Origin of the sequence: Pseudomonas sp. MF4836, from assembly GCF_002018875.1 — a bacterium.
Taxonomy (GTDB): Bacteria; Pseudomonadota; Gammaproteobacteria; order Pseudomonadales; family Pseudomonadaceae; genus Aquipseudomonas.
Genome location: NZ_MVOL01000006.1, coordinates 451,206 through 477,708, shown reverse-complemented (window position 1 = coordinate 477,708; position 26,503 = coordinate 451,206). Strand labels below are relative to the sequence as shown.

At 61.7% G+C, this 26,503-nt stretch carries 19 protein-coding genes and 4 tRNA genes; 5 read left to right on the top strand and 18 right to left on the bottom strand.

The window, feature by feature from the left end; translation table 11 throughout:
* Nucleotides 1-234: 234 nt before the first annotated feature.
* The 7 genes from MF4836_RS17300 to leuC all read right to left on the bottom strand — a co-directional run bounded on the left by MF4836_RS17300 (nt 235) and on the right by leuC (nt 9,513).
* Nucleotides 235-2,841 carry a FimV/HubP family polar landmark protein gene (locus tag MF4836_RS17300; protein WP_078471268.1) on the bottom strand — a complete coding sequence of 869 codons (2,607 nt, stop codon included), beginning with the start codon at nt 2,839-2,841 and terminating at the stop codon, nt 235-237.
* Between the two features lie 206 nt (nt 2,842-3,047).
* Nucleotides 3,048-4,058, bottom strand: coding sequence for an aspartate-semialdehyde dehydrogenase (locus MF4836_RS17295; protein WP_078471267.1), 1,011 nt, complete (start codon nt 4,056-4,058; stop codon nt 3,048-3,050).
* 179 nt (nt 4,059-4,237) lie between these two features.
* Entirely contained in the window at nt 4,238-5,350 is a 1,113-nt protein-coding gene (asd, locus tag MF4836_RS17290; RefSeq protein WP_020297829.1) for an aspartate-semialdehyde dehydrogenase, read from the bottom strand.
* Between the two features lie 54 nt (nt 5,351-5,404).
* Nucleotides 5,405-6,487: a 3-isopropylmalate dehydrogenase gene (gene leuB / locus MF4836_RS17285; RefSeq protein WP_078471266.1), complete on the bottom strand. Its 1,083-nt coding sequence runs from the start codon at nt 6,485-6,487 to the stop codon at nt 5,405-5,407.
* 51 nt (nt 6,488-6,538) lie between these two features.
* Nucleotides 6,539-7,303 (bottom strand): class I SAM-dependent methyltransferase, encoded by a 765-nt coding sequence (locus MF4836_RS17280; RefSeq protein ID WP_078471265.1) that lies wholly within the window; start codon nt 7,301-7,303, stop codon nt 6,539-6,541.
* Between the two features lie 132 nt (nt 7,304-7,435).
* Complete coding sequence (leuD, locus tag MF4836_RS17275; RefSeq protein ID WP_020297826.1) at nt 7,436-8,080, bottom strand: 3-isopropylmalate dehydratase small subunit; 645 nt, start codon at nt 8,078-8,080, stop codon at nt 7,436-7,438.
* 2 nt (nt 8,081-8,082) lie between these two features.
* Nucleotides 8,083-9,513: a 3-isopropylmalate dehydratase large subunit gene (gene leuC, locus MF4836_RS17270; protein ID WP_020297825.1), complete on the bottom strand. Its 1,431-nt coding sequence runs from the start codon at nt 9,511-9,513 to the stop codon at nt 8,083-8,085.
* A gap of 153 nt (nt 9,514-9,666) precedes the next feature.
* Between leuC and MF4836_RS17265 the strand changes: the two genes are divergently transcribed.
* Nucleotides 9,667-10,572 carry a LysR family transcriptional regulator gene (locus MF4836_RS17265; RefSeq protein ID WP_078471264.1) on the top strand — a complete coding sequence of 302 codons (906 nt, stop codon included), beginning with the start codon at nt 9,667-9,669 and terminating at the stop codon, nt 10,570-10,572.
* Nucleotides 10,573-10,642: 70 nt separating this feature from the next.
* Nucleotides 10,643-13,921 (top strand): sensor domain-containing protein, encoded by a 3,279-nt coding sequence (locus MF4836_RS17260; RefSeq protein WP_078471263.1) that lies wholly within the window; start codon nt 10,643-10,645, stop codon nt 13,919-13,921.
* A gap of 221 nt (nt 13,922-14,142) precedes the next feature.
* On the opposite strand, the gene MF4836_RS17255 is transcribed toward MF4836_RS17260, so the two are convergent.
* The 10 genes from MF4836_RS17255 to gltX all read right to left on the bottom strand — a co-directional run bounded on the left by MF4836_RS17255 (nt 14,143) and on the right by gltX (nt 19,976).
* Nucleotides 14,143-14,589, bottom strand: coding sequence for an Hsp20 family protein (locus MF4836_RS17255; RefSeq protein ID WP_020297822.1), 447 nt, complete (start codon nt 14,587-14,589; stop codon nt 14,143-14,145).
* Nucleotides 14,590-14,705: 116 nt separating this feature from the next.
* Nucleotides 14,706-15,665: a tRNA dihydrouridine synthase gene (locus MF4836_RS17250; RefSeq protein ID WP_078471262.1), complete on the bottom strand. Its 960-nt coding sequence runs from the start codon at nt 15,663-15,665 to the stop codon at nt 14,706-14,708.
* Nucleotides 15,666-15,762: 97 nt separating this feature from the next.
* The gene (locus MF4836_RS17245) at nt 15,763-16,197 is read right to left on the bottom strand and encodes an acyl-CoA thioesterase (RefSeq protein ID WP_020297820.1); all 435 of its coding nucleotides are present in this window, start codon (nt 16,195-16,197) and stop codon (nt 15,763-15,765) included.
* A gap of 47 nt (nt 16,198-16,244) precedes the next feature.
* Nucleotides 16,245-17,078, bottom strand: a complete 834-nt coding sequence (locus tag MF4836_RS17240) for an alpha/beta fold hydrolase (protein ID WP_078471261.1) — start codon at nt 17,076-17,078, stop codon at nt 16,245-16,247.
* A 31-nt stretch (nt 17,079-17,109) separates the two neighbouring features.
* Nucleotides 17,110-17,649, bottom strand: a complete 540-nt coding sequence (locus MF4836_RS17235) for a TetR/AcrR family transcriptional regulator (RefSeq protein WP_078471260.1) — start codon at nt 17,647-17,649, stop codon at nt 17,110-17,112.
* Between the two features lie 182 nt (nt 17,650-17,831).
* Nucleotides 17,832-17,907, bottom strand: a tRNA-Glu gene (locus tag MF4836_RS17230).
* A gap of 80 nt (nt 17,908-17,987) precedes the next feature.
* Nucleotides 17,988-18,063 (bottom strand) — tRNA-Ala (locus MF4836_RS17225).
* Nucleotides 18,064-18,116: 53 nt separating this feature from the next.
* Nucleotides 18,117-18,192: transfer RNA gene (locus tag MF4836_RS17220), tRNA-Glu, on the bottom strand.
* A 79-nt stretch (nt 18,193-18,271) separates the two neighbouring features.
* Nucleotides 18,272-18,347 (bottom strand) — tRNA-Ala (locus MF4836_RS17215).
* Between the two features lie 147 nt (nt 18,348-18,494).
* Nucleotides 18,495-19,976, bottom strand: a complete 1,482-nt coding sequence (gene gltX / locus MF4836_RS17210; RefSeq protein ID WP_078471259.1) for a glutamate--tRNA ligase — start codon at nt 19,974-19,976, stop codon at nt 18,495-18,497.
* A 230-nt stretch (nt 19,977-20,206) separates the two neighbouring features.
* On the opposite strand from gltX, the gene MF4836_RS17205 reads away from it, so the two are divergent.
* Both MF4836_RS17205 and MF4836_RS17200 read left to right on the top strand, forming a co-directional pair.
* Entirely contained in the window at nt 20,207-21,253 is a 1,047-nt protein-coding gene (locus MF4836_RS17205) for an HlyD family secretion protein (RefSeq protein ID WP_078471258.1), read from the top strand.
* The gene (locus tag MF4836_RS17200) at nt 21,243-22,793 is read left to right on the top strand and encodes an MDR family MFS transporter (RefSeq protein WP_078471257.1); all 1,551 of its coding nucleotides are present in this window, start codon (nt 21,243-21,245) and stop codon (nt 22,791-22,793) included. The genes MF4836_RS17205 and MF4836_RS17200 overlap by 11 nt, the downstream gene beginning before the upstream one ends.
* 66 nt (nt 22,794-22,859) lie before the next feature.
* Here the strand turns inward: MF4836_RS17200 and uvrB are convergent, their stop codons facing one another.
* Entirely contained in the window at nt 22,860-24,875 is a 2,016-nt protein-coding gene (gene uvrB / locus MF4836_RS17195) for an excinuclease ABC subunit UvrB (RefSeq protein WP_078471256.1), read from the bottom strand.
* Between the two features lie 337 nt (nt 24,876-25,212).
* Between uvrB and MF4836_RS17190 the strand changes: the two genes are divergently transcribed.
* On the top strand, nt 25,213-26,409 hold the full coding sequence (locus MF4836_RS17190) for an amino acid aminotransferase (protein ID WP_078471255.1): 1,197 nt from the start codon (nt 25,213-25,215) through the stop codon (nt 26,407-26,409).
* Nucleotides 26,410-26,503 lie beyond the last annotated feature (94 nt).

The following is a 26,503-nucleotide window of genomic DNA, read 5'->3' as shown; positions in this document are numbered from 1 at the left end:
TGAGTCGGCGACCATCGTTAGCTACGGAGAGTAGCTCGTCGGCATCGTCCGATGTGGATAAGAGACAGCCCTACCCGGCCCTTCGGCGCATTCTACGAAGACCTGCTTACCTGAAACCGCTGCAAGCAACGCCTTGCACCGGCCAGATGGCCATCGCAGGCAAGCGCCCAAGCCGAAGCACAAACAAAAACGGCAGCCTCAAGGGCTGCCGTTTTATTTGGACCTCAGCGTCGATCAAGCCAGACGCGTCAGCATTTCCTTGGCTTCGTTTTTCTGGCCATCGCTGCCTTCGGTGATCACTTCGCCGAGAATATCCCGGGCGCCGTCGTTATCACCCATATCGATGTAGGCCTGGGCCAGGTCCAGCTTGGTGGCTACTTCGTCGGTGCCGGAGAGGAAATCGAAATCGCCCTCGTCCATGCCGGCCGCCGCGTCTTCAGCCGTAAAAGTAGGCTCGGCTACGGCCGGCTGCTCCAGGCTCTGAGACAAACGATCCAACTCGGCGTTGACATCGTCCAGCTCGGAAGCGAATGCATCCTTGGGCTCGGGCTGGGCATCCATCTCGTCGGCCAGCGACAGATCGAAGTCGGCCGGCAGGTCCAGATCATCCAGTGGTGCTTCGGTGATCGTAGGCACCTCACCCAGCGGCAGATCCTTGAGATCGTCCTCCAGGCTCAACAGGAAATCCTCGTCACTCTGAGCCGTCGCCGGCAAGTCTTCGCCCAGGTCCAGGTCGAAGTCCGACAGATCGTCCAGGCTTTCCTTGGCCTCGGTCTGCTGTTGCAGCACCGATTCGAAACTCAGGTCATCATCCAGCGGAAACTCGTCCAAGACCGGCTCTGCCGCAACCACAGCCGGCGAGGCCGCTTCCAGATCGTCCAGGCTCAGATCGAAATCAGCATCAAAACCTTCGATTGGCAGCTCGGCAATCGGCGCCGGAGGCTCATCCTGCAACAGCTCCTTGACGTATTCGGCATCCAACTCCGCAGCCACTGCCGCCGCGCCCAGGCCCGCAGCCGCTGCTGCCGCAACCACCATCGCCGGGAAACGGCTCTTGAGTTGCTCGACTTCCGCGTGGTTCTTGCCATTGGCCACCAACTGCCGCTCTTGAGCAACAAAGGCACTCCGATCGCCCTGGAGGCCGTAGACCTCCATCAGTTTCAGACGCAATTCGCTGCGCTGCGGCTCCAGCTTGACCGCTTCTTCAAGCAGCTCAGCGGCCTGATTCAGGCGTCCGGCATTGATATGGTTCTGCGCCTGCTCCAGCACATCGGTCGGATGTTCAACCGCAGCAGCCACCACAGGGGCTACCACTGCGACCGGCGCCACAACTGGCGCAGGCGCCGGAGCAGGTACTGGGGCGACCGCCAGCTTGACGCTCGGCGCAGGCACTTCCAGGCCTTCGAAGCTGCTTTCCGGCAGATCCAGCTCCTCGGTGGTGATGTCATTCTCTTCAGACAAGGCCCGGGCCATGCGCAAATGCTTTTCCGCTTCCTGCTGGGCCTTGCGTCGGCGCGCCAGAAGCAACAGCAACAGCAGGACCAGAACCGCGCCGCCCCCTACCAGACCCAGCAGGATCGGATTGGTCAGCAGCTCGTTGAACGTAGCGTCATCGGACTTGGGCTCCTGAGCCACCACCGGGGTAGCGTCGGGAGCGGCAGCGGCGGCGACAACCGGGGCCGGATCGGTCACCGGGGTTGCAGCAACTGCTGGAGCTTCAGGCTTGGCCACCAATTCTGCGGGCATGGCCGGCGGTACTGCCGCAGCGGCTGCAGGCTTGGCTGCGCCTTCAGCTTCGAGTTTGGCCAATTGATTGTTTTTCAACTCGATCAGGCGTTGCAGCTTATCCAGCTGGCTTTGCAGATCGGTCATGCGGCTTTTCAGCTCGGCATTGTCGCGGCGGGTGGTATCCAGGCTTTCCTGGGTGACTGCCAGTTTGTTGCTCAAATCCTTGCTGTCCCCGGCCGCGCCCTTGCCACGCCCTTTGGCGGAGTCGGCAGAGACCAGGCTCAGGCTGTCTTTGGCTGGCCCCTGCCCGGCCACCTTGTCGCCGCCGCCACGACGAGTGGCATCCAGTTGCTGCTGTCCACGCGCCGCGGAGCGACGGCCCTGGCGCCAGGCAGCATTTTGCGCGGCCACTTCGGCGATCGCCTGGGGCTGCGGCAAGCTGGTGCTCTGCACCGGATCAGGCAGGCGCAGGACCTTGCCGGTTTTCAGGCGATTGATGTTGCCATCGATAAAGGCGTCCGGGTTCAGCGCCTGGATCGCCAGCATGGTCTGCTGCACCGAACCGCCGTTGCGGGCCTTGGCAGCGATTTCCCACAGGGTGTCGCGGGCCGAGGTGGTGTATTGCGCAGGCTTGCTGGCCGCAGTGACCGGTGCCCGCACCGCAGCCACTGCAGGGGCAGGCTTGGCGGCGGCTTCGGCGGTTTGTGCGGAGAATTTCGACGGATCCAGCAACACGCTGTAATCCCGCAGCAGGCGACCGTTGGGCCACATCACCTGCACCAGAAACTTGACCATCGGCTCGGACAGCGGCTTGCTCGACGTGACGCGCAAGACACTTTTGCCGCTGGCATTGATGACCGGGGTAAAACTCAGATCGTTGAGGAAGGCCTGGCGGTCGACACCGGCCTTGGCGAAATCATCTGCCGAACCCAGGCTGGGGACCACTTCGGCCGCGGTGAGATCCTTGACATCCAGCAGTTCGATTTCTGCTACCAAAGGCTGGCTCAGAGTCGACTTCAGCGTCAGCTCCCCGAGCCCAAGCGCATGCGCCATACCGGAGGACAGCGCCGATGCGGCCGCTATTGCTAACACCAGTTTGCGAACTTGAACCATAGCCTCATCCTTTGTCTGAACATTCCTCGGCCAGCGAGAAGGTGTTGTAGCAACTGCCGTAAGGCACTGCGCGCGGCCTTGAATAGCCATTGCGCGCGATTATTTACTCATGCCCTTGGAAGCACCTGACGGTAGCTCACCTCCAGCAAACCAGCCAAGCATAGCGCCCGGCTAGATTCATTCTGCAAATTGTCGCCAAGTATCTTTTACAGAAGGTCTTTTATCAACAACTCAGCCAACTGCACCGCATTGAGCGCAGCGCCTTTGCGTACGTTATCTGACGTCAGCCACAGATTAAGTTCCGCGGGGTCATCGACCCCCGTACGCACCCGGCCGACATACACCACGTCTTGTCCGACCGCATCACCCACCGCCGTCGGATAATCGCCGGCTTCCACCAACTCGACACCCGGCGCGGACTCCAGCGCCGCATTGACCGCTGCCAGGTCGATGGCGCGGCCTGACTGCAGGGTCACGCTATAGCTATCGCCAAAAAACACCGGGGCTTGAACGCAAGTGACAGAAATCTTTAACAAAGGTTGTCCCAGGACCTCACGCAGCTCACGAACCAGGCGTTTTTCCAGCAGGGTATGGCCCTGGGCATCAGGCGTACCGACCTGGGCCAATAGATTGAAGGCCATCTGCCGATCGAAAAAGCGCGGCTCCAGCGGGCGCACATTGAGCAGTTCGGCGGTCTGGCGTGCCAGCTCCGTCACGGCTTCGCGCCCCTGGCTGGATACCGCCAGGCTCGCTGTCAGGTTGACCCGCTGCAGATCGAGCAAGCCCACCAGGGGCGCCAGCACCACCGCCAGCGAGGTCGCCGAAGCGCTCGGGCTGCTCAGTTGCACCGGCTTCTGCAAGCCGGCCAACACCTGGGCATTGGCCTCGGGCACCACATTCGGCGCCTGGGCCGACGGCAACGCACCGGACAGGTCGATCACCGTGCACTGGGCCGCACTGGCGCGCGGGGCGAAGCTCAGGGTCACCGCCGGGCCGGCGGCAAAAAACACGATCTGCACTTTGCTGAAATCGAACTCGTCGACTTCACGCACACGCACGTTCTTGCCGCGAAACGGCACCGAATGCCCGGCGGACTCGCTGCTGGCCAACAGGTGCAGATTGCCGACCGGAAAATCGCGCTCTTCGAGAATCTGGACGAGGGTTTCGCCGACAGTACCGGTGGCGCCGACAACGGCGATATCAAAGGACTGGTTCATGGTGCTACCTCTGGCGAAACGTGGGGAGCGGCACTTTACCCGGCGCATGGGGGCGAGGCAATTCGCCCGCGGGCCACGGCGCGCCCGGATTGGGCAATATTGAAAGGAAGCCGACTGTCGGCGCCAAGAAAAAGCCCGCACCTCTTGCAAGGCGCGGGCTCGTTCAGACCATCAGCCGATCAACGCTCCAGCAGGATCCGCAGCATGCGACGCAGCGGTTCGGCCGCGCCCCACAGCAGTTGGTCACCCACGGTGAACGCGCCGAGGAACTGCGAACCCATGTTCAGCTTGCGCAGGCGTCCTACCGGAATGTTCAGGGTGCCGGTGACCTTGGTCGGGCTCAGCTCCTGCATGCTGATATCACGCTGATTGGGCACCAGCTTGACCCAAGGGTTGTGCTGGCTGATCAGCCCTTCGATATCGGCGATCGGTACGTCTTTGTTGAGTTTGATGGTCAGCGCCTGACTGTGGCAGCGCATGGCGCCGATCCGCACGCAGATGCCGTCCACCGGGATCGGGCTCTTGAAGCGACCGAGGATCTTGTTGGTCTCGGCCTGGGCCTTCCACTCTTCGCGGCTCTGGCCGTTCGGCAGTTCCTTGTCGATCCACGGGATCAGGCTGCCGGCCAATGGCACGCCGAAGTTCTCGGTCGGGTAGGCATCGCTGCGCATGGCTTCGGCCACACGCCGATCGATGTCGAGGATCGCACTGGCCGGGTCGGCCAGTTGATCGGCGACCGCCGCGTGGGTGGCGCCCATCTGCTTGATCAGCTCACGCATGTTCTGCGCGCCGGCACCGGAGGCCGCCTGATAGGTCATGGCGCTCATCCATTCCACCAGGCCGGCTTCGAACAGGCCGCCCAGGCCCATCAGCATCAGGCTGACAGTGCAGTTGCCGCCGATGTAGTTCTTGGTCCCGGCGTCCAACTGCTGGTCGATGACCCGGCGGTTGACCGGATCCAGGACGATGACCGCGTCATCCTGCATGCGCAGGCTGGAAGCGGCATCGATCCAGTAACCCTGCCAGCCGGCTTCGCGCAGCTTGGGGAATACTTCGCTGGTGTAGTCGCCACCCTGGCAGGTCAGAATCACGTCGAGGGTTTTCAGCTCTTCAATGCTGTACGCGTCCTTGAGCGGGGCAATGTCCTTGCCCACGGACGGGCCTTGGCCGCCGACATTGGAGGTGGTGAAAAACACCGGCTCAATAAGGTCGAAGTCTTGCTCTTCCAGCATCCGCTGCATGAGCACGGAACCGACCATACCGCGCCAACCGATCAGACCTACACGTTTCATCGCAACTACACCTATACAAAAGTGGGCCACCGTCTGAGCGGTGGGCCCGAAAGATTACAGATTCCGCAGCGCGGCGACTACTGCATCGCCCATTTCCTGCGTACCTACCTTCTCGCAACCGGCAGACCAGATGTCACCGGTGCGCAAACCTTGATCCAGCACCAGGCTCACGGCCTGCTCGATGGCAGCCGCCGCGTCGTGCAGATTGAAGCTGTAACGCAGCATCATCGACACCGACAGAATGGTCGCCAACGGGTTGGCAATGCCCTGCCCGGCGATATCCGGCGCCGAACCGTGGCATGGCTCGTACATGCCCTTGTTATTGGCATCCAGGGATGCCGACGGCAGCATGCCGATGGAACCGGTGAGCATCGACGCTTCGTCGGACAGGATGTCGCCGAACATGTTGTCGGTGACGATCACGTCGAATTGCTTCGGCGCGCGCACCAGTTGCATGGCCGCGTTGTCCACGTACATGTGGCTCAGTTCGACGTCCGGGTAATCCTTGGCCACTTGCTCGACCACTTCACGCCACAGCTGGCTGGATGCCAGGACGTTGGCCTTGTCCACCGAGCACAGCTTCTTGCCGCGCACACGGGCCATGTCGAAACCGACCCGGGCGATACGGCGGATTTCACTCTCGCTGTACGGCAGAGTGTCGTAGGACTGACGCTCGCCGTTTTCCAGCGTGCGCGTGCCCCGTGGCGCGCCGAAGTAGATACCGCCGGTCAGCTCGCGCACGATGAGAATGTCGAGACCGGAAACGATCTCCGGCTTCAGGCTCGACGCATCGGCCAGTTGCGGGTAGAGGATCGCCGGACGCAGGTTGCCGAACAGGCCCAGCTGGGCACGGATTTTCAGCAGGCCGCGCTCAGGGCGGATATCACGCTCGATCTTGTCCCATTTCGGACCGCCCACGGCGCCCAGCAGGACTGCGTCCGCAGCGCGGGCACGCTCCAGGGTTTCGTCCGCCAGGGGTACGCCATGCTGGTCGATGGCCGCGCCGCCGATCACGTCGTGGCTCAGTTCGAAACCCAGGTTGTACTTGTCATTGGCCAGGTTCAGGACCTTGACCGCCTCGGCCATGATTTCCGGGCCGATACCGTCACCGGGGAGAATCAGAATCTGCTTGCTCATGCGTTCCTCGTTTGCTCTGTCGGCGTGCCCGCGGGCACACCCGGGAAAATGTTATCGCTCGGCCCACAGCACCAGTACATCTGTACTGAACGAACCATCGGCCTCAATCTCAAAATAATCGCGCACTTCGTTGCCCATGGCTTGCTGCAACTGGCGAATGGCAACCCGCAGCTCCTGCGGCGTGCGCATGCGCTCGACCCAGGAGTTGTACTCAAGACGCAGGCGCTGGCGCGTGGTACTGCGTGTATGCAACCCCGCCTCGCTGACCTGGTGCAGCCACTCACCCGCCGAATAATCGCGCACATGGCTGGTATCGCGCAGCACTTCAACGCTTTGCAGGTAAGTGTCGAACAGCGGGCTGCCCGGCGACATCACATCGATAAAGGCCGCGACGCCACCGGGTTTCAGCACCCGACGCACTTCGCGCAGGGCCAGGCCGAGATCGCTCCAATGGTGCGCCGAGTAGCGGCTGAAGACAAAGTCGAACTCGCCATCGGCAAACGGCAGGCGCTCGGCGGCGCCCCGCACGGTGCTGATATTGCCCAGGCCACGGTCCACTGCCGCCCCCGCCACCACATCCAGCATCTGCTGCGAGAGGTCGTAGGCCACCACTTCCCTGACCAGCGGCGCCACATGAAAACTCACATGACCGGCGCCACAGCCCAGGTCCAGCAAGCGCGCAGCGCCCTGCCCCGCCAGTGCCGATTGCAGCAGGGCGAACTCGGTGCCTTGAGCGTGCACGGCACTGCTCAGATAGGCCGAGGCCTGTTCACCGAATTGCTTTTGCACGACTTGGCTATGGGCGTTGCTGGTCATGATGAAGTCCTTTGGGAAGATGTTGCCGGGTTCAGACTATGAATTTTCGGTCGATACCGGTGGGAGCGCTGCCTGCGCATGGGCGCAGGCAGCGACGTGACAGTACTCGACGGATGACTACCGAGGTTCGACTCAGGCGTCGCGAAACAACCAGGGCTGGCTGGCGCGATGCTTGGCTTCGAACGTCGCAATCGCATCGCCGTCCTGCAGGGTCAGGCCAATGTCGTCCAGACCGTTGAGCAGGCAGTGTTTGCGGAACGCATCGATCTCGAAGTTCAAGACCTTGCCGTCAGGACGGGTCACGGTCTGGGCTTGCAGGTCGACCTGCAACTGGTAGCCGGGGGTGGCCTCCACTTGCTGGAACAGTTCGTCGACTTCAGCGTCGCTCAAGATGATCGGCAGCAAGCCGTTCTTGAAGCTGTTGTTGAAGAAGATGTCGGCATAGCTGGGCGCGATGATGCTGCGGAAACCGTACTCTTCCAGGGCCCAGGGCGCGTGCTCGCGGCTCGAGCCGCAGCCGAAGTTCTCCCGGGCCAGCAACACACTGGCACCCTGGTATCGCTCGGCGTTGAGCACGAAATCCTTGTTCAAGGGACGCTTGGAGTTGTCCTGATACGGTTGCCCCACATCCAGGTAACGCCACTCATCGAACAGGTTCGGGCCGAAGCCGGTGCGCTTGATGGACTTCAAGAACTGCTTGGGGATGATCTGGTCGGTGTCGACGTTGGCACGGTCCAAAGGCGCGACAAGACCAGTGTGCTGGGTAAAAGCTCTCATGATTACTGCGCTCCCTGGGTCAATTCACGGACGTCGATGAAGCGACCGTTCACTGCGGCGGCGGCGGCCATGGCCGGGCTCACCAGGTGGGTACGACCACCGGCGCCCTGACGGCCTTCGAAGTTGCGGTTGGAGGTCGATGCACAATGCTCGCCCGACTCCAAACGGTCCGGGTTCATTGCCAGGCACATCGAGCAGCCCGGCTCGCGCCATTCAAAGCCGGCCTCGAGGAAAATCTTGTCCAGCCCTTCCGATTCGGCTTGAGCCTTCACCAGACCCGAGCCCGGCACCACGATGGCCTGCTTGATGGTCGAGGCCACTTTGCGGCCTTTGGCGATCACGGCGGCGGCGCGCAAGTCTTCGATGCGCGAGTTGGTGCAGGAGCCGATGAATACACGGTCCAACTGAATGTCAGTGATCGCCTGATTGGCGGTCAAACCCATGTATTTCAAGGCGCGGACAATGGAGTCGCGCTTGACCAGGTCCATTTCCTTGGCCGGGTCCGGCACGTTCTGATCCACGGCCAGAACCATTTCCGGGGAAGTGCCCCAGCTGACTTGCGGCTTGATCTGCGCAGCGTCGAGCTCGACCACGGTGTCGAAGGTGGCGTCGGCATCGGACACCAGGTCTTTCCAGGCTTCGACGGCCAGGTCCCATTCGGCGCCCTTGGGTGCAAACGGGCGGCCCTTGACGTATTCCACGGTCTTTTCGTCCGCCGCCACCAGACCCACACGAGCGCCGGCTTCGATGGACATGTTGCAGATGGTCATGCGGCCTTCGACGGACAGGTCACGGATCGCGCTGCCGGCGAACTCGATGGCATGGCCGTTACCGCCGGCGGTGCCGATCTTGCCGATCACCGCGAGCACGATGTCCTTGGCAGTCACGCCAAAAGGCAAGGTGCCTTCAACGGACACCAGCATGTTTTTCATTTTCTTGGCGACCAGGCACTGCGTGGCGAGCACATGCTCGACCTCGGAGGTGCCGATACCGTGGGCCAGGGCACCGAAGGCGCCGTGGGTCGAGGTATGGGAGTCGCCGCAGACCACGGTCATGCCCGGCAAGGTTGCACCCTGCTCCGGGCCGATCACGTGGACGATGCCCTGGCGCACGTCGTTCATCTTGAATTCGACAATGCCGTATTCGTCACAGTTGTCATCAAGGGTCTGAACCTGCAGGCGCGAGACCTGATCGGCAATCGCTTCGATCCCGCCTTTGCGCTCGGGCGTGGTGGGTACGTTGTGGTCCGGGGTGGCGATGTTGGCATCGATGCGCCAAGGCTTGCGCCCGGCCAGACGCAGGCCTTCGAAGGCTTGCGGCGAAGTCACTTCGTGGATGATGTGACGATCGATATAGATCAGCGCCGAACCATCGTCGCGCTGTTTGACCAAATGCGAATCCCAGAGCTTGTCGTAGAGCGTTTTGCCGGCCATCAGACGTTTCCTCATCAGCTTGTTTCTATGCCGCGGGTCATTGCTGACACCCAATCAATAACCCCTTGGCTTGTGAGGCTGATGCTATGGCGTTACATTAAATAACTCAAATTCATATTTTTTATGCTTTGGATAACCAACTGGAATACGAACATGGACCTGGCCAACCTCAATGCTTTTATTGCCATCGCCGAGACCGGCAGTTTCTCCGGGGCAGGCGAACGGCTGCATCTGACTCAACCAGCCATCAGCAAACGTATTGCCGGGCTGGAGCAGCAACTCAAGGTCCGGCTGTTCGATCGCCTGGGTCGTGAAGTGGGCCTGACCGAGGCCGGGCGCGCCCTGCTGCCACGGGCTTATCAGATTCTCAACGTACTGGATGACACGCGCCGGGCGCTGACCAACCTTACCGGCGAAGTCACCGGGCGCCTGACCCTGGCCACCAGCCACCACATCGGCCTGCACCGCCTGCCGCCGCTGCTGCGGGCCTTTACCCGGAAATACCCGGACGTGGCCCTGGATATCCAGTTTCTCGATTCGGAAGTGGCCTACGAAGAAATCCTCCATGGCCGCGCCGAACTGGCGGTCATCACCCTGGCCCCCGAGCCCCATGCGTTGGTCAAGGCCAAGCCAGTGTGGGATGACCCGCTGGATTTCGTCGCCGCGCCCGAGCACCCGCTGGTCAGTAATGGCCAGGTCAGCCTGGCGGACATTGCCTTGCACCCGGCGGTTTTCCCCGGCGGCAATACCTTTACCCACCATATCGTGCAGCGCCTGTTCGAAGCCCAGGGGCTGACGCCGAACATCGCCATGAGCACTAACTATCTGGAAACTATAAAAATGATGGTGTCCATCGGCCTGGCCTGGAGCGTGCTGCCGCGCACCATGCTCGACGATCAGGTGGCGCGCATCCCTTTACCGGGCATACAGCTCACTCGCCAGCTAGGCTATATCCTGCACACCGAACGGACGCTGTCGAACGCTGCGCGGGCTTTCATGGCCTTATTGGATGCACAAATCGATTGGCCAGGGAGTCAGGCACAAGAACCCCGGCAATAATCTGTGCCTACCCTTTATTACTTTGAGCTTCCCGCGCCAAACGCCCTATTCAGCCCAAGGCCCGCAGCCAATGCCCAAACCCGCCGACCGTATGCCCCCCATGCCGCGTGTCCATGCGCTTGACCCTCGTGAGTCGGAGCAAAGCTGGGAGAGTGCACCGCAATTGCTGGCTGCACTCAATGGCGCACGCCTGGGCGCCTGGTATTGGGACATCGAAAGCGGGCAAATCAGCTGGTCGCGGGGCACCCAGGCGCTGTTTGGCTTCGACCCCCGCCAGCCACTGCCCAAGGACCTGGAATACCTCGACCTGCTGCCCCCCGAAGATCGCGCCAAGACCGTCCGCGCCTTCCACTCGGTACTGGCCGGCGCGCCGCTGGAACACGCCATGCACCACCGCATCCGCTGGCCCGATGGCAGCCTGCACTGGCTGGAAATCAACGGCAGCGTGCTCCCGGACAAAAACGGCAAGCCCCGAATGATCGGGGTGATTCGCGAGATCACCCACCAGCGTCAACGGGAGCAAGCCCTCAGCAGCTCGGAAAAGCGTTTTGCCACGCTGTTTCATCTATGCCCCAACATGGTGCTGCTGACCCGCCTGGAAGACGGCCTGATCAGCGAGGCCAATCAATACTTCGAAAGCCTGTTCGGCTGGCCGGCGCACACCGTGATTGGTCGCACCACCGTGGAAATCGGCCTATGGGTCAACCCCGAGCAGCGGGTGCAACTGATCAAGGCCGTGTTGAAAAAGGGCCGGGCCGCGAGCCTTGAAGTCCAGTTGTGCGCCAGCAACGGGCAGATTCACGATGGCATTCTCAGCGCACAGAAGGTCGAGCTGGAGGGGCAGGCCTATCTGCTCAGCACCTTCCTCGACACCAGCGAGCGCAAACGCGCCGAACAGGCGCTCAAGGACAGCCAGGAGCGCCTGGACCTGGCCCTGGATTCGGCCCAGCTCGGCACCTGGGACTGGCACATTCCCAGCGGCATGCTCTACGGTTCGGCGCGGGCCGCCCAGTTGCATGGCCTGGACCCCGCACCCTTTCACGAGTCATTCGACGCGTTTTTCGAAGGCGTGCCCGACGAAGAGCGCGACAGCATGCGCAACGCCTATCGCAGTCTGCGCGAAGGCCCGGCCGGCAATTATCAGCTGACCTACCGGGTGCAACTGGAGGACGGCAGCTCGCGCTACCTCGAAAGCCGCGCGCGCCTCTACCGTGATGACGCGGGCAACCCGTTGCGCATGGCCGGGACCCTGCTCGACATCACCGAACAGGTCGAGCGCGAGCAGCGCCTGGTGACATCGGAAGAGAAGTTCGCCAGCCTGTTTCAGGTCAGCCCCGACCCGATCTGCGTGACCTTGCTGGCCACCGGGCAATTCATCGAGATCAATTCCAGCTTCACCCAGGCCTTCGGCTGGACCGTCGACGAAGTGATCGGCCGCAGCGCCGAGCAGATAGGCCTCTGGGAAGACTCCGCACAACGCCTGCAACGGGTCGAACAAGTCATCCGCGAACAGGCGTTGAACAACGTTGCAGTGGTGGTGCGGCACAAGAACGGCCAGTCCCTGACCTGCATCATTTCCAGCCGCCAGATCACCGTCGACAAGCAGCCCTGTATCGTCACCACCCTGCGCGACATCACCCAGCAGCAGCGCTCGGAAGCGGCCCTCAAGGCCAGTGAAGAGAAATTCGCCAAGGCGTTCCACTCCAGCCCCGACGCCATCATCATCTGCGAACGCGAGAGCGGGCGGTACCTGGAGGTCAACGACGGCTTCTGCCGCCTGACCGGCTACCGCACGGAAGAGGTGCTTGGCCACACCCTGTATCAAGTCGCGATCTGGGCCGACGGCGGGCAGTTAGCGATGCTGATGGCCGAGTTGCAACTCAAGGGCCGGGTGCACCATCTGGAAATGCTCGGACGCAACAAACGCGGGGAAATCATCACCCTGGAAGTGTCGGTCGAACCCATCACCCTCAATGAAACCGATTGCCTGCTGCTGACGGCACGGGATGTCAGCCTGCTGAAGAATGCCCAGGCGCAGATCCGCCACCTGGCCTACCACGACCCGCTGACCAACCTGCCCAACCGCGCCCTGCTGATGGATCGCCTGAGCCAGCAGATCGCCCTGCTCAAGCGCCACAACCTGCGCGGTGCACTGCTGTTTCTCGACCTCGACCACTTCAAGCACATCAATGACTCCCTCGGCCACCCGGTGGGCGACACCGTGCTGAAGATCATCACTGCACGCCTTGAGGCCAGCGTGCGCATGGAGGACACCGTGGCGCGCCTGGGCGGCGACGAGTTCGTGGTGCTGCTCAGTGGCCTGGACGGCACCCGCAGCGCCGTCACCGAACAGGTCCGCGAGCTGGCCGATACCTTGCGTGAGCTGCTGTCCGAGCCGATGTTCCTCGACGGCCAGCGCCTGCAAGTCACGCCGAGCATTGGCATTGCACTGATTCCCGACCACGGCTCGACCCCTACCGACCTGCTCAAGCGCGCCGACATCGCCCTGTACCGAGCCAAGGATTCGGGGCGCAACACCACCCAGATGTTCCACAACACCATGCAAAAGGCGGCCAGCGAGCGGCTGCGCATGGAAACCGACCTGCGCCTGGCCCTGTCACGGGGAGAGTTCAGTGTGCACTTCCAGCCCCAGGTGGATGCCCGCGACAACCGGATTGTCGGCGCCGAAGCCCTGGTGCGCTGGCAGCACCCGGAATTGGGTGCCCAATCGCCCACGGAATTCATCAAAGTCCTGGAAGACAGCGGGCTGATCCTTGAAGTCGGCACCTGGATTCTCGACGAAGCCTGCCTGGCCTTCAGCCAGTTGATCAACGAAGGGCTGATCGACCCGCTGGATTTCAGCCTGTGCGTGAACATCAGCCCCCGGCAGTTTCGCCAGAACGACTTTGTCGAGCGCATCGAGTACTGCCTGGCCCACTACCAGTTGCCCGCTTCGCTGCTGAAACTGGAAATCACCGAAGGCATCGTGATCCAGAACCTGGAAGACACCATCAGCAAGATGCGCCGCCTGAAAAAACTCGGCATCAGCTTCGCGATGGATGACTTCGGCACCGGCTACTCCTCCCTGACCTACCTCAAGCGCCTGCCGGTGGACACGCTGAAGATCGACCAATCCTTCGTCCGCGACGCCACCCACGACCCGAACGACGCGGAAATCATCCGCGCCATCGTGGCCATGGCCCGCAGCCTGCAACTCAAGGTGATCGCCGAGGGCGTGGAAACCCCACAACAACTGGAATTCCTCCAGGGCCTCGACTGCCATCTGTACCAGGGCTACCTGCACAGTCGGCCGCTGCCGCTCAAGGACCTGCGGCTGATGCTGCGCTAGGCCTTCCAAGCAGCGCCTCAGCCGCCTGCGGTGCCCAGATCGCGCTAGAACCGCCCCACTGACCTTGCACGGCAATCGCCTGCTGGTGCGGACAATCCCCTTCAAACAGAACACCGAAGCCATAAAAAAAGGCCCCGAACAAGTCGGAGCCTTTTTTGCCGAAGGGGCGTGCTGGATCAGCGTTTAAGTGACGGCGACACGCCCCCTCCCAGCTCGCCGCCTCAGTTTTGCAGGGCTGCTTGCTGTACCCCATTGATCGGGATGCGTTTTGGCTTGGCCTCTTCCGGCACGGTGCGCAGCAGGTCGATATTCAACAAACCGTTGCTCAGGCCGGCAGCCTTGACCTCGATGTGGTCGGCCAGGCGGAACGACAACTTGAACGCCCGCTGGGCAATGCCCTGATGCAGGTAGGTGACACTGTCATCGGCATCACGCTTGCCACCGCTTACGGTCAACACGCCTTTTTCAACTTGCAGCTCCAGGTCTTCTTCCTGGAAACCGGCCGCCGCGATCACGATACGGTACTGGTCGTCCGCGCGCTTCTCGACGTTGTAGGGCGGGTAGCTGCTGCCCGGCTCGTTGCGCAACGCCGACTCGAACAGGTCATTGAAACGGTCGAAGCCAACAGAGGAACGGAACAGTGGAGCCAAAGAAAATGCAGTACTCATGGGTATCTCCTGATTAGTTCAGCGAGTGGATATCTCCGCGACCCGAATTCGGCATCGCGTACCCAAGAGATAGGGATGGAGGCAGGCATTTCAAGAGGTTTTTCTTGAAAAAATTTTCAGGCGGCGGCGCTGCCCTGGACACCCAGCAGACGCCCGACCTGATCCAGATCGGTTTCCCGGCGCATGGCCGTGAACAGCTCGACCGCCTCCGGATAATTGCGCGTGAGCATCGCCAGCCATTGCTTCAGACGCCCCGGCGCCGAGCGCGGGGTCAGTTGCGCCACGGCCTGGGCCCAGAAATCCTGGAGCAGTGGCTGCAACTCGGCCCAGGACATTTCCACCACCTCTTCTCCAGCCCGCGCTGCGGCGATCTGCCGGGCCAGGTCAGGACGCGAGACCAGGCCACGGCCGAGCATGATGTCCTCGACGCCGCTGATTTCGCGGCAACGCCGCCAGTCTTCGACGCTCCAGATATCACCATTGGCGAACACCGGCACCTTGACCACTTCCTGCACCCGCGGGATCCACTCCCAGTGCGCGGGCGGCTTGTAGCCGTCAGCCTTGGTCCGCGCGTGCACCACGATATGCGCCGCACCGCCTTCGGCCAGGGCCGTGGCGCAGACCAGGGCACCGTCCGGGCTGTCGAAACCCAGGCGCATCTTGGCGGTAACCGGGATATGGGCCGGCACGGCACGCCGTACATGCTCGACGATTTCATTGAGCAACTCGGGCTCCTTGAGCAGCACCGCGCCGCCCCGGGACTTGTTCACGGTCTTGGCCGGGCAGCCGAAGTTGAGGTCGATGACCTCGGAACCCAACTCACAGGCCAACGCCGCGTTTTCCGCCAGGCACACCGGATCGGAGCCGAGCAATTGCACACGCAGCGGCACCCCCGCAGCGGTACGGGCACCGTGCAGCAATTCAGGCGCGAGTTTGTGGAAATAGGCCGAGGTCAGCAGGCGATCATTGACCCGGATGAACTCGGTCACGCACCAGTCGATACCGCCGACTCGGGTCAGTACATCGCGCAGGATGTTGTCGACCAACCCCTCCATGGGCGCCAAAGCAATTTGCATGAATCACACTCAACGAAAAACACGGGCAAAAAAACGTGCGGCAGTTTACTGGGTTTCGCACACAAGCAGGTGTTTGGGCTGACAGAACGCTCCGCTCTCAACCCGCCTGCAAGGCCGGCCCGTAGCCTTCGAGAAACTCCGCCGGCATGCGCTTTGGCTTGCCGCTGGAAAGCTCGATGCAGACAAAGGTGGTCTGGGCGCGCAACAAGGTAGTGTTGTCGCTGGGGCGGATCAGCTGGAAGCGACGGGTCATTTTCAGGCGCTGGTCCCAATCGACGATCCAGGTCGCCAATTGCAGCTCGTCGCCTTCGTAGGCGGCGGCCAGGTAATCGATTTCATGCCGGACCACGGCCATGGCCCGGTCCAGCCGCCGGTACTCGACCAGGTCCAGGCCCAGGCGCTGGGAGTGGCGCCAGGCGCAACGCTCCAGCCAACTGACATACACCGCATTATTGGCGTGGCCCAAGCCGTCGATGTCTTGTGCATCCACCTGCAGATCAATGATAAATGGCGTTGCCAGATCCCAGCCCATGCCTCACTCCCGGTCAGTTTTTTTGACCGGGGCAGTGTACCGGATGCTCAGGCGGATTGCCGCGCCGGCAGCCGACGACCGGTGACCAGCGACAGCACGCCATCGATCACCCGCGGGTCGGCCAGTACCCGCTGATGACCACCCTCTTCCAGGCGCAGCAGGCGGCTGTCAAACCAGGCTTGATGGATCAGCTCCGACTCCTGCACCGCAACGAAGTGATCATCCTCGGCGTGCACGATCAGCCCGGGCATGTCCAATTGGTAGTGCGCCACATCGAGGGCGGCGGCGCGCATGCCCACTTTCTGCTCGACTTCATGGATAAACGCCGAGCGCGCCCGTGGCGGAAGGCCCATGTAGCGTGCAAACCCGCGCAGCAGGTCGAGAATACGCGCGGGCGCCGAGATGCTGACCAGGGTCTCGGTACGCAGGCCCAATTGCACCGCGAGCATGGCACTGGCACCGCCCATGGAATGACCGATGACGGCCCGCAGGGGCGGCAACTCCGCCGCGGCCTCGAGCATGGCGCGGGCGAACAGCACGACGTGCGCTTCGTTCCCCGGGGAGCGACCATGGGCCGGGCCGTCCAGCGCCACCACCGTATAGCCTGCAGCCACCAGGGCCTCGATCAAGCTGGCAAATTGCGTCGGCCGCCCTTCCCAACCGTGCATCAGCAACACCGTCGGGCCTTCACCCCAGCGCAACGCCGAAAGCCCGAAACGCAGGGTGATGCGCTCGGCCCGCGCCAGCAACGGCAACTCCCAGGCCCGTGGCGGGCGCTCGCGGGGCGTCATGAACACCTGCCGCATCTTCCTGGCAATCAATTGCGGGGCCACATGCCCCAAGGTGCCATTAACGCTTCGAATCCAGCCCAACCCGCTCATGGTTCATCTCCTCAGGCCAGGACGGCCCGGGTCAGAGCACCGCCGATTTGGCGGCGCGCAGCAATCGATCCGACAACTCACCCGGGCCCAGGGCCCGCGCCATGGCCAGGCCGCCAATCATCAGGGCCATATCCGCCAGAGCCTTATCCGTGTCTTCAGGACTGGACGCCAGCTGCGCGACCATCAACTCCACATGCTCATTGAGGGCCTTGCGGAATTCATCAGGCAGGCGCCCCAGCTCACCGATCGAAGCCGGGATCGGGCAGGCCTGCTCGGTGGAATCGCGGTGCTTGCGCGACAGGTAAAACGCTGCGACCAGGGCACGCCGTTCCTCACCGGTCAGTTCGCTGTCCATATCGGCAATCAGTCCCCGACGCTGGGCCAGCAACTGGGTGAAGGCTTCGAGCATCAGCGCGTCCTTGCTTTCGAAATGGGCGTAGAAACCGCCCACCGTCAGCCCGGCAGCGCCCATGACTTCGCCTACGCTCGGCTCGGCCGGGCCACGCTGGATCAACGCCGAACTGGCGGCCTGGAGAATGCGTTCTCGGGTTTGAGCTTTTTTATCGTTCATCGTTGCCTCCGAATATTACGAACAGAATATTATTCTCATAATAAATTTTCGCAAGTCGCGATTGTGACCGCTGGTCAGAAGGGATTTTCAGGAAAGAAAAGAGGATTGGCCAAACGCCAGACAAACAAAAGGGCCATTCAATAATTGAATGACCCTTAAAAATCCCGCAGAGCGGGTAAACGTGGCGTCCCCTAGGGGACTCGAACCCCTGTTACCGCCGTGAAAGGGCGGTGTCCTAGGCCACTAGACGAAGGGGACACAAACCCTTCTATACAACTGATCAGTGCTGAGTGCTGATCGATTCAAGGCCGGTGTGGCCAGACCTTGAACTGTAAAATTGGTGGAGCTAGACGGGATCGAACCGTCGACCTCTTGCATGCCATGCAAGCGCTCTCCCAGCTGAGCTATAGCCCCAGATTTTTCGCCTCGCGGCGGAGTGACATCTTGCAACATCACTTCTGTAAAACTGGCGTCCCCTAGGGGACTCGAACCCCTGTTACCGCCGTGAAAGGGCGGTGTCCTAGGCCACTAGACGAAGGGGACACAAACCTTCTATACAACGTGATCAGGCTGAGTCTGATCGAATTCAAGGACGGTGTGGCCAGACCTTGAACCTGTAAATTGGTGGAGCTAAACGGGATCGAACCGTTGACCTCTTGCATGCCATGCAAGCGCTCTCCCAGCTGAGCTATAGCCCCTCGTCGGTGAGGACGGGGCGAATCTTAATGGCGTATTTGAAACCTGTCAAATTTATTTTCAACAATTTTCAAAATTTTTTGCCGAGATAACAATCACTTACCGAGCAAACCCCGGAAAACCGGGGTTTGGCCGTTACATCAGCAGGGTTAAGCGATAGCGCCCAGCAGCTTTTCCCATTCCTTGTTTTCTTTCTTCGACACACCACCAAGCAAATCAAGGGCTTGGCGCAGACGGAAACGGGTCAGGTCCGGACCGAGGATCTCCATGGCATCGAGCACCGAGACCGAACTCGCCTGGCCGGTGATGGCGGCGAACATCAGTGGCATCGCATCGCGCAGTTTCAATTCCAGGGATTCAACCACGGCCTGGATAGTCGCAGTGATTGCATCCTTCTCCCACTGGCGCAGGCTTTCGAGCTTCCACAGGATCAACTGCATCAACTGGCGAACCTGGTCACCCGAGAGTTTCTTCGACTCAAACAGCTTCGCGTCCGGATTCACGCCACCGGCAAAGAAGAAGCTCGCCAACGGCGCGACCTGGCTGAAGGTCTCCACCCTGCCCTGCACCAGCGGCGCGATCTTCATCATGTATTCGGGGTTCAGCGCCCACTGCTGCACACGGCTGGCGAACTCCTCCACCGGCAGGTCACGCAGCCATTGGCCGTTGAGCCACGACAACTTCTCGATATCGAAGATCGGCCCACCCAGGGAGACACGGGACAGGTCGAAATTGTCGACCATTTCCTGCAGTGAGAACTTCTCGCGCTCGTCCGGCATCGACCAGCCCATGCGACCCAGGTAGTTGAGCATCGCCTCCGGCATAAAGCCCATGCGCTCGTAGAAGGTCACCGAGGTCGGATTCTTGCGCTTGGACAGTTTGCTCTTGTCCGGGTTACGCAGCAGCGGCATGTAGCACAGCTGCGGTTGCTCCCAGCCGAAGTACTCGTAGAGCAGGATCAGTTTCGGCGCCGATGGCAGCCACTCTTCGCCACGCAGGACGTGGGTGATGCCCATCAGGTGGTCGTCGACCACGTTGGCCAGGAAGTAGGTCGGCAAGCCGTCGGTCTTCATCAGCACTTGCATGTCCATGCGATCCCACGGGATCTCGACATCGCCGCGCAGCATGTCCGGCACCACGCATACGCCTTCGCTCGGTACTTTCATGCGGATGACATGGGGCTCGCCGGCAGCCAGGCGCTGGGCCACTTCTTCCTTGGACAGCAACAGTGCACGACCGTCATAGCGCGGGGTTTCGCCCCGGGCCTGTTGTTCGGCGCGCATCTGGTCCAGCTCTTCAGCGGTGCAGAAGCACGGGAAGGCGTGGCCCATGTCCACCAACTGCTGGGTGTACTTTTTGTAGATGTCGCTGCGTTCGCTCTGGCGGTACGGGCCGTGGGGGCCGCCAACGTCCGGACCTTCGGCCCAGGTGATGCCCAGCCAGCGCAAGGCATCGAAAATCTGCTGCTCGGACTCGCGGGTCGAACGCAACTGGTCGGTGTCTTCGATACGCAGGATGAACTCACCGCCATGCTGCTTGGCAAAGCAATAGTTGAACAAAGCGATGTAAGCGGTGCCGACGTGGGGATCCCCAGTGGGCGATGGCGCGATGCGCGTGCGGACGGTGGTCATGGCATGTCTCGGAAAGGATATAAAAGCGGAGATCAAACAGGGGGCGAATGGTAACAGGCGATGCCGACCCGGCTCCAGTCAGGAGGGCATTTAAGCCAAGGTTGCGCCTACAAACCACTGTAGCCCCGTTGCAACGGCGATTATCTTGCTGTGGCATTTACCCCTAGGTGGCTATATGCCAAATTCGCCCACGGATATATCTCCTTACACTTTTTGAATCCAGCCTGCCCATGCCTGCCCAACTCAAGCGTCGCCTGTTTGTTTTCCTGTTTCTGGTCGTGATCATCGTCCTCGGCTTTTTCGCCCATTGGTGGTTCAAGGGGCGCTTTTATGAGAGCACCGATAACGCCTACGTCCAGGGCGAGATCACCCGCGTCTCCAGCCAATTGGGGGCACGTATCGAGCAGGTGCTGGTGCAGGACAACCAGCACGTGGAAAAAGGCCAATTACTGGTCCGCCTCGAAGGCGATGACTTCCACCTCGCCGTCGACCGCGCCAATGCCGCGCTGGCCACTCGCGAAGCCGAGCGCCTGCAAGCCATGAGCAAACTGACCCAGCAAGCCAGCCTGATCGCCGCCGGTGAAGCCCAGGTCGAGTCGAGCCAGGCCAGCCTGGGCCGCTCGCAAATCGACCTGTCCCGCGCACAGACCTTGCGCAAGCCCGGGTACGTCTCGGAAGAGCGGGTCACCACCCTCTCCGCCGACAGCCATATTGCCCGTTCGCAAGTGGCCAAGGCCCAGGCCGACCTGCAAGGCCAGCGCCAGCAGGTCAATGCGCTGAACGCCGAGATCAAGCGCCTCGACGCGCAGATCGCCAACGCCCGCACCGACCTGGCCCAGGCCGAACTGAACCTGACCCGGAGCGAAATCCACGCCCCGATCAGCGGCCTGATCGGCCAGCGCGCCGCCCGCAACGGCCAGTTCGTCCAGGCCGGCGCCTACCTGCTGTCGATCGTCCCGGACCAGGACATCTGGATTCAGGCCAACTTCAAGGAAACCCAGATCGGCCATATGCAGCCTGGGCAGAAAGCCGAGCTGATTTTCGACGCCTACAGCGACACACCGATCGAGGGCCGGGTCGAGAGTCTGTTCGCCGCCTCCGGCGCGCAGTTCAGCCTGCTGCCACCGGACAACGCCACCGGCAACTTCACCAAGGTGGTGCAACGCATTCCGGTGAAGCTGACCTTCGCCGCCGACAACCCGCTGCACGGCAAGATCCGCCCGGGCATGTCGGTCACCGTCAATGTGAATATCAAAGACCCTGTCGATGGCCGGTGACCAACTGCTGCGCCCGGTCGGCGAACCGACCCGGCGCGACTGGATTGCCGTCATGAGCGTGATGCTCGGCGCCTTTATGGCGGTGCTCGACATCCAGATCACCAACTCTTCGCTCAAGGACATCCAGGGCGCGCTGTCCGCCACCCTGGAGGAAGGCTCGTGGATTTCCACTTCCTACCTGGTGGCGGAGATCATCATGATCCCCCTCACCGCCTGGCTGGTGCAGCTGTTGTCGGCACGCCGGCTGGCGGTCTGGGTCTCGGTGGGGTTCCTCCTGGCGTCGCTGCTGTGCTCCATGGCCTGGAGCCTGGAGAGCATGATCGTGTTCCGCGCCCTGCAGGGTTTTACTGGTGGCGCGCTGATCCCGCTGGCGTTCACCCTGACCCTGATCAAGCTCCCCGAACATCACCGCGCCAAAGGCATGGCGATGTTCGCCATGACTGCCACCTTCGCCCCCTCCATCGGCCCCACCATCGGCGGCTGGCTCACGGAAAACTGGGGCTGGGAGTACATCTTCTATATCAACATCCCGCCGGGCCTGATCATGATCGCCGGCCTGCTGTATGGCCTGGAGAAGAAAGCCGCGCACTGGGAACTGCTGAAAAGCACCGACTACACCGGCATTTTCACCCTGGGGGTGGGTCTGGGATGCCTGCAGGTGTTTCTCGAGGAAGGCCACCGCAAGGACTGGCTCGAATCAAACCTGATCGTGGCTCTGGGCAGCATCGCGCTGCTCAGCCTGATCACCTTTGTCATCGTCCAGGTGTCCAAGCCCAACCCGCTGATCAACCTCGGCATCCTGCGCAATCGCAATTTCGGCCTGGCAAGCATTTCCAGCCTGGGAATGGGGGTCGGTCTCTATGGCTCGATTTACCTGCTGCCGCTGTACCTGGCGCAGATTCAGAATTACAACGCCCTGCAGATCGGCCAGGTGATCATGTGGATGGGCATTCCCCAGCTGTTCCTGATTCCGCTGGTGCCCAAGCTGATGAAGTACATTTCGCCGAAATGGCTATGCACCCTGGGCTTCGGCCTGTTCGGCCTGGCGAGTTTCTCCTCCGGGGTGCTGAACCCGGACTTCGCCGGGCCGCAGTTCAACCAGATCCAGATCATCCGCGCCCTGGGCCAGCCGCTGATCATGGTCACCATCTCGCTGATTGCCACCGCCTACATACAGCCACAGGACGCAGGGTCGGCGTCGAGCCTGTTCAATATCCTGCGCAACCTGGGCGGCGCGATCGGGATTGCCCTGCTGGCCACCCTGCTGGATGCGCGAACCAAGACCTACTTCGACTACCTGCGCGAAGCCATTGTCCCGAGCAACCCGCAAGTGGCCGAGCGCCTGGCGAGCCTGGCCGAGAAGTTCGGCAGTGACAACGCAGCGCTGGGCAAACTCAGCGAAATCACCCACCAGCAGGCGCAGATCATGGCCTACAACGACGCCTTTCATTTTGTCGGGATTGCCCTGGGCATCAGTATGCTCGCGGTGTTGCTGACCAAGGCCTTGCCGGCGGGCGTGAAGGCGGGGGAAGCGCACTAGACAGGACTGCACTGCAGCCTGGCGCGAGCACGCTCCCTTGCCACGGGAGCCCTGCCCCACAACCAATCAAACGGCGAGCAGACGCTCACGCAGCTTGCCGATTTCATCGCGCATCTGCGCGGCGGCCTCGAACTCCAGGTCGCGGGCCAACTGGTACATCTTCTCTTCCAGCTGGCGGATGCGCTTGGTGATCTCGCTCGGCGAACGCAGTTCGTTTTCGTACTTGGCGTTTTCCTCGGCCGCCTTGGCCATGCCCTTGCGCTTCTTGCTGCGCGAACCTGGCACGGTGGCGCCTTCCATGATGTCGGCGACATCCTTGAACACGCCCTTGGGGGTAATGCCATTGGCCAGGTTGAAGGCGATCTGCTTTTCCCGGCGACGATCGGTTTCGCCAATCGCCCGCTCCATGGAACCGGTGATCCGGTCGGCATAGAGAATCGCCCGGCCATTAAGGTTGCGCGCGGCGCGGCCGATGGTCTGGATCAGCGAGCGCTCGGAGCGCAGAAAACCCTCCTTGTCCGCATCCAGAATCGCCACCAGCGATACCTCGGGCATGTCCAGGCCCTCACGCAGCAGGTTGATCCCCACCAGCACATCAAAGGTGCCCAGGCGCAGATCGCGGATGATCTCGACCCGCTCCACGGTGTCGATATCCGAGTGCAGGTAACGCACTCTGACGCCGTGGTCGGCCAGGTAGTCGGTCAAATCCTCGGACATACGCTTGGTCAGAGTGGTAACCAGCACGCGCTCCTCCAGGGCCACGCGTTTGGTGATCTCCGACAGCAGGTCGTCGACCTGGGTCAGGGCCGGGCGAATTTCAATCTGCGGGTCCACCAGACCGGTGGGCCGTACCAACTGCTCGATCACGCGGCCGGCATGTTCGGCCTCATAGTTGCCCGGGGTGGCCGAGACAAAGATGGTTTGCGGGCTGACGCTTTCCCACTCGTCAAAGCGCATTGGCCGGTTGTCCAGCGCCGACGGCAGACGGAAGCCGTACTCCACAAGGGTTTCCTTGCGCGAACGGTCGCCCTTATACATCGCGCCGACCTGGGGCACGCTGACGTGGGACTCATCGATGACCAGCAAGGCATCGGCCGGCAGGTAGTCATACAAGGTCGGCGGCGCTGCACCCGAGGGGCGGCCCGAGAGGTAGCGCGAATAGTTTTCGATGCCGTTGCAGTAACCCAGCTCGAGGATCATCTCCAGGTCGAAACGGGTGCGCTGCTCAAGACGCTGGGCTTCCACCAGCTTGTTGTTGGAGCGCAGGTACTCCAGGCGCTCCTGCAACTCGACCTTGATCCCCTCGATGGCGTCGAGCAGGGTTTCCCGCGGCGTCACGTAGTGGCTCTTGGGGTAGAAGGTGAAGCGCGGCAGTTTGCGAATGACCTCACCGGTCAGCGGGTCGAAGGCAGACAGGCTCTCGACCTCGTCATCGAACAGTTCGATGCGGATCGCTTCCAGGTCGGATTCCGCCGGGTAGATGTCGATCACATCGCCGCGCACACGAAAGGTCGCACGGGCGAAGTCCATGTCATTGCGGGTGTATTGCAGGTCGGCCAGGCGGCGCAGCAGGGCGCGCTGGTCGAGTTTGTCGCCGCGGTCCACGTGCAGGACCATTTTCAGGTAGGTTTCCGGACTCCCCAGGCCGTAGATACAGGACACGGTGGTGACGATGATCGCGTCCTTGCGCTCCAGCAGCGCCTTGGTCGCGGACAGGCGCATCTGCTCGATGTGGTCGTTGATCGAGGCGTCTTTCTCGATAAAGGTGTCGGACGACGGTACATAGGCTTCGGGCTGGTAGTAGTCGTAATAGGAAACGAAGTACTCCACCGCGTTATTCGGGAAGAACGCCTTGAACTCGCCATACAGCTGCGCGGCCAGGGTCTTGTTCGGTGCCAGCACCAGGGTTGGGCGGTTGATCTGGGCAATCACGTTGGCAATGCTGAAGGTCTTGCCCGAGCCGGTCACACCCAGCAGCGTCTGGTGCGCCAGCCCGGCCTCGATGCCCTCGACCATCAAGCGAATGGCTTCCGGCTGATCGCCGGCGGGCTCGAAGCGGGTGACTAGCTGGAAGTCGGACATAACATACCTCTGGATTCACTCCTGGGCCGGGGGGTGGCCAGGCAGGAATGAGAAAGACCGCGAACGACGACTGTCGCCGGGGAAACGGGGATTGTCCTAGATGTGGTGGCAAATACCACCGCTTTCAAGGCAAAGGTCATACACCCCTTAACGCCTTTGACGTTGCAATAAGACTAACGGTCGAAAAATAAACCGAAAAACTTGCGGCAAAAGCTCAATCGCCTGTCGCCGCCCGCAGTGATGGCCTCTATACTAGCTCCCCGTTTGTGCACCGCTCTAGTGCATTCGGCTGGAGCGCGACACGTCCCTCCACACTCCATTCAGAGCCGCCGTAAAAATGAGCCTGTTCTCCGCTGTCGAAATGGCACCACGCGATCCAATCCTGGGCCTCAACGAAGCATTCAACGCTGACACCCGTACCAACAAGGTCAACCTTGGGGTCGGTGTTTACTGCAACGAGGAGGGGCGAATTCCACTCCTGCGCGCCGTTGTCGAAGCCGAGACGATTCGCGTAGCCCAACACGCTTCCCGGGGCTACCTGCCGATCGACGGTATTGCTGCCTACGACCAAGCCGTGCAAAAACTGCTGTTCGGTAACGATTCGCCGCTGATCAGCGCTGGTCGAGTCATCACTACCCAGGCCGTTGGTGGCACGGGTGCCCTGAAAATCGGCGCTGACTTCCTCAAGCAGCTGCTGCCCAATGCCGTAGTCGCCATCAGCGACCCAAGCTGGGAAAACCACCGCGCGCTGTTCGAAACCGCCGGTTTCCCGGTGCAGAACTACCGCTACTACGACGCCGCCACCCACGACGTTAACCGTGCCGGCCTGCTGGAAGACCTCAACGCCCTGCCCGCCCAGTCCATCGTGGTGCTGCACGCCTGCTGCCATAACCCGACCGGCGTCGACCTGAGCCCGGCCGACTGGAAAGACGTGCTGGAAGTGGTCAAGGCGAAAAACCTGGTGCCGTTCCTCGACATGGCCTACCAGGGCTTTGGCGATGGCATCGACGAAGACGCCGCCGCCGTGCGCCTGTTCGCCGAATCGGGCCTGAACTTTTTTGTTTCCAGCTCGTTCTCCAAATCGTTCTCGCTGTATGGCGAACGTGTTGGCGCGCTGTCGATCGTCAGCGAGTCGAAGGAAGAAAGTGCCCGCGTACTGTCGCAAGTCAAACGCGTGATCCGCACCAACTACTCCAATCCGCCGACCCACGGCGCCAGCATCGTCGCCGCGGTCCTCAACAGCCCGGAACTGCGCGCCCAGTGGGAGCAGGAACTGGCAGAAATGCGCCTGCGCATTCGTGGCATGCGCATGCAAATGGTCGACATGCTGGCCAAGGCCGCGCCGCAGCGCGACTTCAGCTTCGTCGGTCGCCAGCGCGGCATGTTCTCCTACTCCGGCCTGACCGTTGAACAAGTGACGCGTCTGCGCAGCGAGTTCGGCATCTATGCCCTGGACACCGGCCGCATCTGCGTCGCCGCGCTGAACCAGAACAACATCGAAGCCGTGACCAAGGCCATCGTGCAGGTGATCTGAGTCCAACCCGGCAACACAAAAAAGGGGAAGCCAATCGGCTTCCCCTTTTTAGTCCACACTACGCTCACCTGTAGAAGCCGGCTTCTACCACGAT